The organism is Undibacterium sp. GW821-FHT11B02, from assembly GCF_058808955.1.
Map to the genome: position 1 here is coordinate 243,017 of NZ_JBXASD010000009.1, position 14,144 is coordinate 257,160.

Sequence of the window (14,144 nt, forward strand, 5' to 3'; positions counted from 1 at the left end):
GACCATCATGTCGCAACGCCAATTACTGACACCTCTGGTCATGCATGCGATGAAGTATTTCGATGCCGCCGCCCGTCACCGGAGTTTTACCCGGGCAGCAGAAGAGCTGCATGTCACGCAGGGTGCCGTCAGCCAGCAGATAAAAGGATTGGAAGAGCAGATCGGCGTTGCCTTGTTCAAGCGTCTGCCACGCGGTTTGGCAATTACGCCCGAAGGTGAGCGTCTGTACCGGGTGGTGCGCAAGGTCTTGCGCGATCTTGAAACGGAATTGCATGCCATTCAACCAGCAGGCCCCAATAAAACCTTGCTGATACGTGCTTCACCGTCGTTTTCCATGATGTGGCTGATGCCTAGATTAAACAGCTTTAGCCGTTTGTATCCGGATATTGAGATTCGTCTGCGGGGGGAATTGTTTGGCATGAGTGCTGCGCTGATGAATGAAGAAGCCATTGATGTGCTGGTCATGTATGGCCAATTACCAGACGACAGTGATCAGCAGGTGACTTCGCTGATGCATGAATATCTGATGCCGGTAGCTAGTCCCGACTATTTGAAACAGCTGCAGCCTGTGTTTGAGCCAGCTGATTTTCTTCAGTACAAATTGCTGCATGATGATTCACCATGGGAAGGTGCGCCAGCATTTGATGAATGGGCGGCCTGGCTGCGCAGCTATGCGCCAGGTGGTAATGAAGAGCTTGAGGACACGGTCAGGCATGGCAACCAGTTTAACCTGTCGCAATTAGCGATCAATGCTGCCTTGCAGGGGCAGGGTATCGCCATGGCGCGCGTATCACTCATCATTGATGAGCTGCGGCGCAAGCAACTGCTGCCAGTGATACTGCAACCGGCCAAGTCAAGCGCTCAGTATTTTCTGGTTTTTAATCGTGCTACATCAAATCGGGAAGCGGTCAAATTCTTTAGGGAATGGATAGTCGCGGAATGCCATAAGTTTGAACTGGAGCGAGAAGTTTTTTTAGCTAGCCTGGTTTAAGGCTATTGTTTATCAAGATTGACAGGACCCTTGTTGTAAAAAATAAAGCAGTTCTTGCTACCTGCTTTCTTCCTTTTATACCCTGTTCCCAACGGATCGCGGGGTATTTCATCCTTAGATTGCTTTGGTATTAGTAAAGCTAATGGCATTCTATAGAAATTCTGGTTTGTGAATACGCAGTGATCATACCAAGATGCGCTTACGGTAAATGCGATGCACTGAACAACATGCGATACCGGCCCGCTAAAAACTGGGGCTGCTATCAATAATTGAATGCATCGTCCGTTTGGCACCTGTTTCATCAGGTGAATTCTTTTGTCGCATTCTGGAGAAAATTATGATCGTAAAATTTGGTCTGCTTACTGTCGCCACCCTGTCAACACTCACTTGCTATCATCAGGCGCAGGCCCAGGACCTGGTCGTCAAAATTGGCCATGTCAGCCCGCTTTCCGGCCCGTCCGCCCATATGGGTAAAGATACCGAAGAAGGGGCAAGAATGGCGATAGAAGAATTGAATGTCAAAGGCATCACCATAGGTGGTAAAAAGGCCAAATTTGAATTGCTGTCAGAAGATGATGCAAGTGACCCCAAGCAGGCAACGACCGTGGCACAGAAATTGGTTGACGCCAAGGTCAATGGAGTAATTGGGCACATGAATTCGGGAACGACTATTCCGGCTTCCAAAATTTATCAAACTGCTGGCATTCCTGAAATTTCGCCTTCTGCGACCAACCCTAAATACACCCAGCAAGGTTTCAATACCGCTTTCCGGGTAGTCGCCAATGATGGACAACTGGGTGGAACACTGGGGCGTTTTGCCGTCCAGATCAACCATGCCAAAAAAATAGCGGTGATTGATGACAGGTCCGCCTATGGCCAAGGGGTAGCGGATGAATTTGTTAAAGGTGTTATAGGCAAATCAGGGCCGGATGCCATCGTCACGCGCCAATACACAACAGACAAGGCGACCGACTTTAACGCTATCCTGACCATTATCAAAAGCAAAAATCCAGATGTGATTTTCTTCGGCGGGATGGATGCTGTCGGTGGCCCCATGCTGCGCCAGATGAAGCAACTGGGTATTGAAGCCAAGTTTTTTGGTGGCGATGGTATTTGCTCTTCTGATTTGCCCAACCTGGCCAGTGATGCGATTGGCGAAGGCAAGGTGATCTGTGCAGAAGCTGGCGGAGTTGAAGAAGCGAAGAAAGGTGATCTGATTAAATTCAAGGCGGCATTTGCAAAACGCTTTGGCCACGAAGTCGTGTTGAATGCACCGTATGCCTACGACAGTGTCATGACCATGGTGGATGCGATGCAAAAGGCAGGCTCGTCCGAACCGGCAAAATACCTGCCTTTGCTGAGCAAGATTCAACACAAGGGAGTGACCGGCATGATTGCATTTGATAGTCATGGCGACATTCTCGATGGAACGCTGACGCTGTACACGTATAAGGGTGGTAAGCGCGAATTGCTGGCCATTACAAAATAAATGCAATAAATGTTTGAAAGGGTGGATTGGCATCCACCCTTTACTCTATCTGCTTCCCTACATATCTCTAGGCTTTTTATTTTTCTGGTTTACTCTCTCTCGTTGCGGTAGTTCACGTTGAGACCGGATATACAGGTAACTGCCTATGGCGCCGAAAATGATGACCGCCAGAGCAATGATGAAAGGCAGATTACCTTGTGACAAACCACTCCAGGCCGGATCAAAGAACAACAACAAGGTGAAGATAATCAGTGGTGGTACCCGCACGAAAATCAGCATCCACAAGAAATACCGGCGAATGAAATTTTGAATAGAACAATATTTGAAATACAAGTAGGCCAGCACGGCAATCGCAATCAGCCAGCAGTTCATCAAGATAACGAGTGGCCAGCGATAGTCGCAAACTGTACGGGCAATGAGTGAAGGTAGATGATTTTCCGTACCCGGCATTTTAAAATTTTCCAGCAGGCAGATCAAAACCTGTTGTGACTCTATGCAGGATTGCGGTTTATCCGGTGCTGGTTTGGCCAGATTGGCGACTGGCAGTGGCCAAAAACCTATACCACCAAAGTTGTAATTCATATAGGCGATGTCGGCATCCAATTGTTGCCAGTTGCGGTTATCAAATTGTACGACAGGTACGATGCTTTGCAAAAACTCGACCCTTTCAGCACCGGTAATGGCGCTTTCAACGTCAATGTCATGCCGCAAGATTTTTTTTGCATCAGTACTTGGTTCATCCAGCAATATCAGGAAATAAGTTTTCAAGTCATGATTGACTTGTTCTTTGCTGCCGTGTATTTCCCTTTCTATTTTGCGCAATCTGATTAAATTTGCCATGCCAAAAGCACTGTCCGGGTCCGCCAAGCCTTGCCGCGGCAACAGCACATTGACAGCGACTTTATCGTTGGACAAGCTATGTCTGAGATACCCATAAAATTCATTGAATATCTGGGCAGATTCAGCATCTTTTGGATAGTCCTGGAAATAGATGGTAACGCCATCACCACGTTTCGGTGTCCTGCTGAAACCTAAACTCAGGTAGGGTATGGCTTTGGAGAAACTATCCGTCAAAGGTGTATGCAAAAGATTGATGATATTGTTCGCCACTCTGCGGAAAATCGCTTGCTTGCTTTCGCTCGGATATTTGCTCCATTCATCCCAGTCACTTTTTTGCACGACCCAATCTACCTTGGAATTGTAATTGCGGGCTGTTTGGATAAAAGCATTTGGTGCAGCTGATCCATCGTCAATCGTGAATTGGCCACCCTTGACAAGGTCATTGCTTTGTTTGAGTTCACCCAGGTTATCCATGCTAAGCGCGTGATAGGCAATCCTGTTCAACATGCTGAAATTCATCACCTGCTCTTTACCCTGATTTATCCAAAATGGATAAAAACCATAAACCACACCCGTTGCATGATCAAGTGCGCAACCGCATTTGCCGCCATTCCATTTGATAGGTAAGTCAGAATTGGGGTAATTCTTTCTGGCGGTAGCGTCAACGATGCTCGCCAGGTAGCTGTCAAAAATTTTGGTAACGGCATCTGTAGTGATTTTGTACTCTTCATTTGTGCACAGGTTTTGACGCGCACGAAATTTGGTCAATTGGTCAAATGTGGTCGTCAGGTTCAGCTGGGTACTACCTTTAATAAGACTGGCTTCAAGATTGGTCAAATCTGCTTTGAGTAAAGCCAGTTCGTCATCACTGATGCGCAGATTGGAGACATATTGATTATCCTGCGGTAGATTTTTTTTGCATGCTGCAATGGAGTACAGAATTTTTGCGCGTGCTGCACTATTAAAAAGATTGACATCAGGATATTGAACATCTTGAATTTCCTTAAACATTTTTATGATGCCAGTGGGGACGCTGGCATTGTTGATGTCACCTTTTAAATCATTTTTTAAATTGGTTAACGACTGTGCATTCAATTGCACACCATCGAGCACCTCGGCTTGTTTGCTCAGTTTTGTAAATGTCGCTGCGACGTCCTCCGGCGGGAAATCTTTCAGGACATCATTGACGTTCAACTCCAATTCTGATTTGTCCAGAAAATAATTGTCATTGAGTTTCGCCAATGCCTTGAGGATAGCATCGTCAACATTCTGTGTTTTCAAGGCGGCGAGTTTGGAGGCATTTACCTGGTAACCAGTGACATCGACTATCTGTTTTTCTATCAACGGCCACAGATGCTGGAATAACTGCGCGCGGTTACCCAGTGCCTGATTGACAGCAGCTTTCATGGCCTCTACCGAGTCAAATTCCTTGTCTTTCAATGCGGTCAAGGCAAGAATAACCTGATCCTTGCCTCCCAGTACGGCAAGGTCATCGGCAGTCAAGGAGTAGATGTAAACGGTCAGCGGGTCGCGAATGTCGTTGGTGCTGCTGGCTGTTTTGGTTTTAGTTTTCTTTCTGGACAGATAGCGTTTGACCAGCGCCAGCAATTCGGCATCGCTACCTTGTCGCCTGACCTGAAAATCCTGTCCGCGCTGGGGCTCTGGCTCAAGATTGTCCCAACTTTCAAAATCCGGGCTGATCAGGATGCCGGTTTCAGTTGGATATTTTTTGGCAAATTCTGCCAGTCGTGTTACAGCTACTGGTAGCCGGGGTCCCAGATTTTCATCCAGCGGAATTTTAAAATTGAAGCACATGCGTTGCAGCCAGGATGCTGTAATCGGCCCTAGTATGCCGTCGTTGAGAGGCTGTTTGGGTAAGGCGTAATCATGCTTCCAGTCTGCCAGAGGGTAATACACTAATCCCATTTGCTGCTGCATTTGCAGAACTACATCATGACTCAGGTTTCGGAAATTGGATATGCGCCAAATACGTTCATAATCTCCAAAGACTGGGGAAGTAATCGATGTCAGAACGGGACCATTTGCCGGTTTTGATGACGACGTAACGACGGGAACTTTTGGCGGAGCAGACATTGCCGCTGGAGCAGCCACTATCACGGATGCAGTGCTGGCGGGCGCTACAAGCGTCGCTGGTATGGGGCTGACAGGCGTGTTTGCTGTCACCGCTGGCTTGGTTGTGGCGGCCTTGGATTTTTCCTGAGACGTGGGCGTGCTGGCGCTAATGGGGACAGACGCTGTGGCCGGGGCAGACGCAGTGGCTGCAGTAGTAATCGCATGATTCGTGCTGGCCATGCTTGCACTCGCAGTACTTGTGACATTACTTGTACTGGCCGTACTGGCGGGAGCGGCGTCATCAGCCCATACCTGATTGTCAACGATCATGCTGCAGGCAATTATCAGGTAGCTTAACTTAAGTAAATAAGGGCGATGTGAGATTCGCTTCATGATGGTAATCATAATGTTTTTCCATCCTTCATTAATTCTTTTCCAATACCTGCAATCAGATCGTCTTGTACTATGGTCTGACGCTGCATTCTGACTGCACGTATGGCGGCATAACGTGCCACGTTTAGCAGGGCACCGCCAGATAATTCATATTTTTCTGCCAGTCGTTTGAAGTCAACATCTGGTGCGAGACTGCCAGGCTGTGAAAACAGACCTCGCCAGAGGCGTTCGCGCTGCGTGGGATCAGGCATGGCGAAGTAAACTTCACTTTGAAAACGACGCGCAAAAGCCTGGTCTATATTGGCTTTCAAGTTGGTCGCCAGTAGTACCACGCCCGGAAAATCTTCCACCCTTTGCAAGAGATAAGAAATCTCCTGGTTGGCGTGACGATCATTAGAACTGCTGGTTTGCGTGCGTTTGCCAAACAGCGCATCTGCTTCGTCAAAAAACAATATCCATCTCTTGTTTTGTGCCTGGTCAAATACACTGGCCAGGTTTTTTTCGGTTTCACCTATGTACTTCGAAACAATCATTGACAGGTCTATGCGATACACGTCGGCATCGACAGCCGCACCTATCAGGCAGGCGGTCAGGGTTTTTCCAGTACCGGGTGGACCATAAAACAGGCTGCGGTAGCCTGGCTTCACAGTTTTTTCCAGTCCCCAGCGCTGCAGGATTAATTGAGGATGCTTTAACCAGGTAACGATGTTTTCCACTTCTTCCATTACTTCAGGGTTCAGCACCAGGTCACTCCAGGATAATTTGGTGTGCATTAGCTTGGCTGGAAAATTGGCACTAAAATCAGGTTTATGAACCTCGCCGCTACTCAGTCTTTGCAGGTATTCATTTCCCAGCATGAAAGAAGAACCAAAAAAAGGTTCACCATTGGCACCGTGTTCCAACCTCAAGATTCCCTGTCGCAGGAAAAAATGGTCTTCCTGAAACAGGCGGGCGACGTTAAAGCGCTGTTCCAGATCATTGCCCGCCAGAATAAAGGCAGCGGTTTCACAGGTTGGTAAAAAGCCGCCATGAATTTTTCCGCGCCAACCGCCAATTTCACTATAGGCACGCCCGGTTTGCGCGTTTTGCAACATGAAAATATCCAGAGCCTGCGGGCGACAATGAGGCAAAAAGGCCAAAATAAAAATAAGTCTTTCTTCAAAACCCATTTGATATTGCAAGGCCAGTTCCGCATAAGGGCCGTCATCGGTCTGTAAAGCCGGCACAGGACATAATTCTTGTAAAGAACGTGTTTCGTCCCCGTCGCTAAAATAGCTACGGAAGCGCATATCGCAAACCTGGGTAAACCAGGTTATCTCTCGTTCCAGGCAAGCTGCATTGTTGTTCATATTTCTATCTGTCATTTTCGCAAATTGGCTTATCCGCGCCAGGTTGTGTGTATGGGTTCTTCCATCCAGGAGAACCTGGTCAGCGCAAAACTCCAGGGCAGCCTGTCCAGTAACATGTCAAAGGTACCTGGAAGCACCTTCATATGCCAGGCATTGTCTTGCTGGTACAAATGCGCTTGCCTCTGTAAAAAAGTTTCCCTCAAGCCTGCAATAGAAGAGCCGCCCAGTGCCCCCCAGTTGGCAATCACACCTTCCAGCATTTGCTCTATGACTTCATGTTCGCGATCAAGAATGCTGATGCCGCTACATATCGGCGTGCCACCTTTGATGCCACATAATAATTTGTTCAGTACCAGTTGATATTCCGGCGTCTCCAGTTCACCCGTCACGGCGAACTGAAGCAGATGCACGGACCGTTGTGCACTTTGCTCATCAATAAAATCGCCACCTCTGGTCAGTTCCAGAACATCGAACAGAATCGGTATATAAGGCGCCAGCAAGATCAATCCGCCATTGTGGATATGGATATTGTCTACATTGATATCTGCACGATCTGGTATGTCATCGGGCTGGCGCTTGGTTTTATTGGTATTGGTCATAGCTGTGTCGCCAGATTTTTGTTTGGGGAAAGGCGTATTCTGCTCATCTGCCTTTGCTGCTTTTGCTGGGGTGCTCTTTGCATTTGCAAGTACTTGTAATGCTGCATCTTCGGTTTTACGCAGCCAGTCGGCAATATCTGCTGCCTGATAATGGGATGCCAGCCCACGTACCATTGCTTGGGTAAATGCAGTTCCAGGCTGAGTGATGTGGCTGATAAAGATATTTTTGTAGACTATGTGCCAGACAAAATTCGCCAAAGGTGGAACTGCTATCTCCAGGGCTTTTTCCAGTTGCACGAATAATGTTGGCAAAGCCTGAGAGAAAACAGGTAACAGTTTTTCAAGCAGATTTTTGAGGACAGGGGGAGGCAATATGTCAAGCAGCCGACGTATACCTTGCGGCCTGCTCAGTGCGCTGAACATGACTTCACTACTTATTGATTTGCCCGTGTCTGCCTTACCTGCCAACAGTCTTTGCGTCAACAAGATAAAAATCGTTCCTTGTTCCGCATCAGGTTCGGCGTCTTGTTGCAGGATAAATGCAAGTTTCTCTACAGCAGATAGTTGTTGGTCTTTCGGAGCTTGAAGCGGATTCTTGATGGCATCGGATACTGGGTATGACGCAGTTTTTTTCTTTGCCGTTGCATGTGTGAATGGCTCGCTCAAGTCACTTGCTGCATAGGGATTTTCATTTTTCCCGACAACAGGTGCTATATCCATCTTGTGATAATCAGTAAGCTGTTTTGATTTAAATAATAAATCTTGCAGACTTGTCTTATATGCTTCTTCCGGGACATCTGGCCAAAACAGGTTGTGGTCAGCAGGCAATAATGCAAAGCTTGGCGCAGATTTGCCTGATACGCTTTGTCGCATCTCAGTTGATAAAAATTTCTCTTCCCATTGTTTCCAGAAGCTGGCCTGCATTTTATGTGGGAGTTGATTCAGCGCCACAAAGATAATCAGCTGCCATTGTTCCGGTGTAAATCGTGCTTCATTGAGATTCGTGCGTTCAATCTCCTGCAAGAATTCTTGCATCAATTGTGGGAATTCGTTCGCCAGTGTCGTAATAATCAGGTCACGGCCAGTGTTGGTATCATTTGATTCCATTGCAGTTGGTACTGCAGTTGTATGGAGACTTTGCTCACCAGATTCTTGCAGGCTGGTTTGTTGCAACTCTGCTGCCGGCAGTATGCGTTGCTGCAATACACGTAAATAACTGCGACCATAAACCATGGTATTGAGCGCCGAGAACAGGGGTTCTGGCCGACTTGCACTAAAATGCACCAGCCAAGATTGAGCAAGTGTCAGTATGGCTGCATCAGCATTGGAATCTGATGTAAAGACAGCGAGTATCTTTTTCAGGAAATTTTCTGCGTGAAATGTATCTGATGCCGATGTCAGTAAAAAAGACAGGCTGCTCGCCAGCATACGCTCTTTCAATACAGATGCGCTGGCAGATTGATTGCCAGTGTCCTGGCAAGCATCCCAGTTTGCCCAGATGGCATCAAGCATGTCGCCAGCCTGATGTTGCAGTACATCTATCAACTCTCTGAGTTTGTCATGACTTGTCTGCGCCAGCAAACGTCGCTGCTCTTCCGGACGTACCATATAGCGACGCAGACCCTGTTCGAGCAACTCTCTTTCTGCCGTCATTAAGTGTGCCCATACAGGTGCAAGACTGTCCATATTGGCTTGTAACATGGCCTGGGCGATGCGATGCGGCAGATTCGGCATGAGCTGCTGCACAGCCCTGTCCGGCGGTGCATCTGCTTGTTGTGATGGATGTCGAGGTGTCACGCCGGGTATGACGGCTTCGTAAAGAATATGTGCTTCGCCACTATTCTTGCTGATGGTATTGGGCGCTTCGTCGGCACTGGCTTCTGCCTTAGATTCAATTTCTTTGTCGGACTCTGTACCGGACCTGTCTATCAGTTTCTTTGATAGTGAAGATGTAACTGTTTCATCTTCCTGATCAGGTAAGCCCATGATTTCAGCATCAGCTTGCGCCAGGCAAAAGTCAATTTTTTGCTGTAACTGTAACGCTTCGACATCATTGCTTAGCCATGCAGCAATGTGCTGCAGGCTATCTGCGTCGTAGGGGAAATACTGCAATATTGCCTGTCTGAAGGCGTGTTGCTGCTGTTCATCAGCTTGTCTGCGCATCAGCGTCTGCAAAAACAAATATGGCAATAATGCAGCACTCACAGGTTGCGTGGCTTGTTTGACTTGCATTTCCAATGCAGTTAGCCACGCCTGTGTGGCCTGCAGTTGAGGGGTGCTTGTCAGCAATTGCGATAACCAGAAATGCAGCGCCGGTGTGTACCATGCCTGTGCCTGGGCCACGATGTCCTGCATATGCTGGACAGACAACGTATCTGGAATGTTCTTGCTATCTTGAACATTCTCGGTATGTATTATGTCAGACAGAGATTCTTGCCTGATCGATGCAGGCGTAACGGAAGTTGAATATTCGTGCTGCTTATTGTTCTCAAATTCACTTTCAAATTCGTTTCCAAATTCGTTCGAAAAATATTCACTGATAGTTTGTATTTTTAATTGAATGACAGTATCCTGGCTGATAGCCAGTATCTGCTCCAGGTCTATAATTTTCTGTTCCAGCAAATCTTGCAGCACCATTCTTAAATAGGTATGCAAATCTGCTGATTGCAATGCATGACGTTCTATGGATTGCAGGAAGTGCTGTCTGGTCTGGTGACCATATTCCAGATTCAGGTAATCCAGCAACAGTTGATGCAGCTGTGCACTATTGCATAAATTCAGTATGTTGCTGTCTTGCTTTAATTGGACCAGCAGGCTGGCAAATTCAGTGTATTGAACAGGTGTGTCTTTTGCCGTATCAAATTCATGACTATCCTGCGTCAGCCATGAGTACAATTTTTTACCCAAGTCAGATGACCACAAGGGATTGGCCTGAAGACTCAAATGGGTGGACACGTGTTCAGTTTTGAAAACAGATTCAAGTTCCGTTTCAGATTCAGCGCCGGCTACAGTATCCCGTGCTTGTTCAGGCTCGCCTGGATTCGTCACTATTTGTGCGCAGTCGCCTTTGAAAGCGGCAGCTTCTTGCGAGGCAAGTTGTACCGTTTCTTGCAACAAATGATCAAGGTCAATATCTTTGCCTTGCTGTAATTGGGTCAACACCAGTTTCAGGAATAGGACCGGGTATTCTGCCTGGTCGCAACAAGAGATGATCGATTGCCGGAAAAGCAGGTGATGATCCTGGATTTGCTGCACATTGCTGGTGAACCACCACCTCAGCCATTGCTGCAATTGATCATTGGTAAGTTCAAGTTCCCATATGGATAGTTGTCCCTGAGCCCATAGACGGAAATTGGAAAAATCAGGGGTTTTCCCTAATGACCTGATATCTGCGGGTATAGGGTTGCTGTCTGGTTCATGCAGTGCAAGTGCCGGAGCTAAATCTGCATCTTTATTTTTATCTTCATCTGGCGTTTGTGGTGCCATGGATAGTGACGATGCATGCCAGTTTTGCAAAGCGTGATATAGCTGCTTTGCCTGTTGTTCCATATCTGGCAGTTTTTTCCAAACTTGTACTATGTCGCTGGCATGCGCCTGACTCGCCAGCATTGCCAGGATAATCTGTTCTGGCACAGCCGATCCGGCGTTGGTTTGCAACAGGTATTCCAGGGCCTTTTGTTGCAGTTGTTGTGCATATTGTTCTGCCATTTCGGCGGCAGACAGAGGGCGGTTGCTGGCTTTTCTGTTCGCGGTAATATCTGTTGCGACCTTAGCTGCAGTGTCTGTTACGACATCCTGTTGCAAGCTCATTTTATGAGCATGTAATACCTGTGCGACCTGTGCCAGTCGCTTGGCTTGCTGCTGTAGTTCGATAATCAGTTGACTGACTTGTGGCTGAAGAATTTGTGCCCATTCCATCAATGTGACTGCATCGGCTGACAGCAGGATCGCTTGTCGTTGCTGGAGGCGAATCATGGGCCACACCTGCCGCAAGTCAGCTATCTTTTCTGCGCCAGCAGATGTCCATGCGTGCATGATCACTGCTATGTCAGCTGTAGACAAAGCCGCAAGCAGTTGTTTGCTCTGTGCAGATAATTCAATGACTGGCAGGTCTTGATTGTCGCTAGCAACAGTGATATCAAGTGTCGCAATATCTATTGCATTGCTTAAATTAGTATGTGCGTCAGCACTTATATCAATATTTGCATCGGTGCTTAAATCTGCATGTAAATCTGCATGTAAATCTGTATCAACAGCTACTGTCGCCATTGAAACATGATTGACTATGTCTGATTCTGCATGTGCGGTTTCGCTGTTTTGCTGAATATCACGCAGTTGTGGAAGCAGTCTGAGCAAGTCTGCAATGTGTAGAGAGTCAGGCCTGGCTTGCAACAGTAAGGGGATTGCCGACGTCAGTATTGACTGTCGAACACTTAAGGGAAAATGACCAATCAATTCTTCAAGGTCACAGGCGGCACGCGCTTGCAGTACAAGACTAAGATCATGCAGTTTTTGCGGCGGCAGCGTTGCTAGCCACAATGACCATGACCCTGCTTGCGCTTGCCGGACGATGTCATCGTGTTGATGTAGCAGTTTTTGCCAATGGGAATCCAGTTGCTTTAGATCGGCATTCTCAAGTGCTTTATATAACTGGGTCAGGGTAATAGTGTCATTGTTGACCGCTGCTTCAATGGTGGAAGCAGCCAGTTTTGAATTCAGTGCTTTTGACTTTGCTGAAGTCAATGTGGTTTGGCCTGGTTCTTTCGCTGGTGAAGAGAGCGCTGCTTTGTTCCTTGTTACTTCTTTGTCGCCTGATTCCTTGTTAATCCTGGCGGATGTATTCTCGTTTTCTTGTAAAACCTCAACTTGGGCATTTTCAGGTTCAGGCGAATCAGGTCTGTCAGCCGTTGCAGGTGACGTCTTTGTGTTTGCATCTTTCGGCAAGTACCTGTGCAATTCTTCCATGCCAGTGGCAATGTCACGTAACTGTGGAAGTTGTCTTAAAAACTCTTCCGGTTGCAGTTTGGATGGTGCAGCAGCCAGCAAAATTGGCAAGCTTTGTTCCAGCCATAGTTTCGTCTGACCTGTCTGTATGGAACGAGGCTGTCTAAGTATTCTGTCGAGCACCCAGCTTGCTCGTGGTTGCAGTATTTGATTGATGACACGTAATTGGTCCGGCGGGAAATTTTTTAGCCAATATGCCCAGCCTTGCGCATGAGCACGGCGCAGCATGTCCGCGTGCTTGTCTAGCAATTGCTGCCAGCGGGGTTGTATTACCGGCCATTCGCCTGCACAAAGGGCTTGATAAAGATGATCGACTTCAGCCGCTGCAAGTGAGGTATCAGGCGGCGGGTTCGCTTTCTCCAGTTTCTTTTGCGGAGAGCTGTCGCTTGACAGATTTTCCGTCTTGTTTTCCGTTTGAACAGGCTGTTTTTTGTTTGTATCCAGAGTTAGGACAGGTCTTTCCTTAATTCGGGTAAGAGCCTTGCTGTCATCATCAGAGCCCGGTGCCTTCTTCTCGATTTCTTTTTGCTGGCCTAGAATAACTGTTTGCTTGTCAATTGCACTATTTGCGGCTGATATTTGCGCAATCAATTTCTCTCCAAATAATTCAGACAGAGAAACCTGACCCCTTTCAGGCTGTTGAATGACTCTTTCAATATGTTGTTGATACAGTGCCAGCAGTTCACTATTTGTCTTTTTGCTGATCAAAGACCATAAGTGCAGGGCTGCATCCATCTGCTGAGCTTCCCCGGCAGATAACTGTAGCAGCCAGTGCCAATAAATTTGAGCAGCTGTTGTTGTCGTACTGTGAGATGCCAATTCCAGATGAGCCCATTGCTGCATTTTTTGTGACAGATGCACGGGCCAACTGGCGAGTAGTTTTTCAAGTACCTTGAATAAATGTCTTTCGCCAAATTGCAGAAGCAAACGCAGGCGCATTTGTTCGTTGGTTACAATTTTTTGCATGGCAACCGCGCCATTTCTGCTTTTGAGTACTCGTTCCAATAACTGGATGTGCGCTTCGCGTGGATGAGTGGAAGCTACCCATGCCAATTGCCCTGTTCGTAAAAAATCTTCCAGATATTGTTGATCATCGGCGGCAACTTCTTCGACAATGACAGGTTCGGTCGCCTGTTCGCGCGGCATGCTTAGTGCAGAACTCAATTGGGCATGCAGGCGTCGCGGAAACTCTGTCTGTAATTCTTCTTCGGTCATTTCACCGAGATCAATTTCCAGTTTTTCTATACGATAGATACCTGTCCCGATATCGGACTGTGTCATCACTTCATCAATCAATGCAGGTATGCTGGTGCTGATCCAGTCGGACAGCGCCGATTCTTCCATCTGCCCTTGGGAAAATGAAAAGTCAAATATCAGATCATCGATAGCATGGAATGGTTTCATGG

General features: G+C 47.3%; 5 protein-coding genes. 2 read left to right on the forward strand and 3 right to left on the reverse strand.

From position 1 onward, the window contains the following. Positions 1-7 precede the first annotated feature (7 nt). Both AC1RVX_RS20275 and AC1RVX_RS20280 read left to right on the forward strand, forming a co-directional pair. Positions 8-991: a LysR substrate-binding domain-containing protein gene (locus AC1RVX_RS20275; protein WP_493218412.1), complete on the forward strand. Its 984-nt coding sequence runs from the start codon at positions 8-10 to the stop codon at positions 989-991. A gap of 337 nt (positions 992-1,328) precedes the next feature. Then, on the forward strand, positions 1,329-2,480 hold the full coding sequence (locus tag AC1RVX_RS20280) for a branched-chain amino acid ABC transporter substrate-binding protein (protein WP_493218413.1): 1,152 nt from the start codon (positions 1,329-1,331) through the stop codon (positions 2,478-2,480). Positions 2,481-2,537: 57 nt separating this feature from the next. On the opposite strand, the gene AC1RVX_RS20285 is transcribed toward AC1RVX_RS20280, so the two are convergent. Genes AC1RVX_RS20285 through AC1RVX_RS20295 form a run of 3 tightly spaced genes read right to left on the reverse strand, consistent with a single transcriptional unit; the run spans position 2,538 to position 14,142 of the window. Beyond that, positions 2,538-5,786, reverse strand: a complete 3,249-nt coding sequence (locus tag AC1RVX_RS20285; RefSeq protein ID WP_493218414.1) for a hypothetical protein — start codon at positions 5,784-5,786, stop codon at positions 2,538-2,540. 8 nt (positions 5,787-5,794) lie between these two features. Then, positions 5,795-7,135, reverse strand: coding sequence for an ATP-binding protein (locus AC1RVX_RS20290; RefSeq protein ID WP_493218415.1), 1,341 nt, complete (start codon positions 7,133-7,135; stop codon positions 5,795-5,797). A gap of 29 nt (positions 7,136-7,164) precedes the next feature. Beyond that, on the reverse strand, positions 7,165-14,142 hold the full coding sequence (locus AC1RVX_RS20295; RefSeq protein ID WP_493218416.1) for a contractile injection system tape measure protein: 6,978 nt from the start codon (positions 14,140-14,142) through the stop codon (positions 7,165-7,167). Between the last annotated feature and the right edge of the window lie 2 nt (positions 14,143-14,144).

Excerpts from the sequence above, each read along its gene's own strand:
- AC1RVX_RS20275 (WP_493218412.1), top strand. The coding sequence starts at position 8 with ATGTCGCAACGCCAATTACTGACACCTCTGGTCATGCATGCGATGAAG.
- AC1RVX_RS20280 (WP_493218413.1), top strand. The coding sequence starts at position 1,329 with ATGATCGTAAAATTTGGTCTGCTTACTGTCGCCACCCTGTCAACACTC.
- AC1RVX_RS20285 (WP_493218414.1), bottom strand. The coding sequence starts at position 5,786 with ATGAAGCGAATCTCACATCGCCCTTATTTACTTAAGTTAAGCTACCTG.
- AC1RVX_RS20290 (WP_493218415.1), bottom strand. The coding sequence starts at position 7,135 with ATGAACAACAATGCAGCTTGCCTGGAACGAGAGATAACCTGGTTTACC.
- AC1RVX_RS20295 (WP_493218416.1), bottom strand. The coding sequence starts at position 14,142 with ATGAAACCATTCCATGCTATCGATGATCTGATATTTGACTTTTCATTT.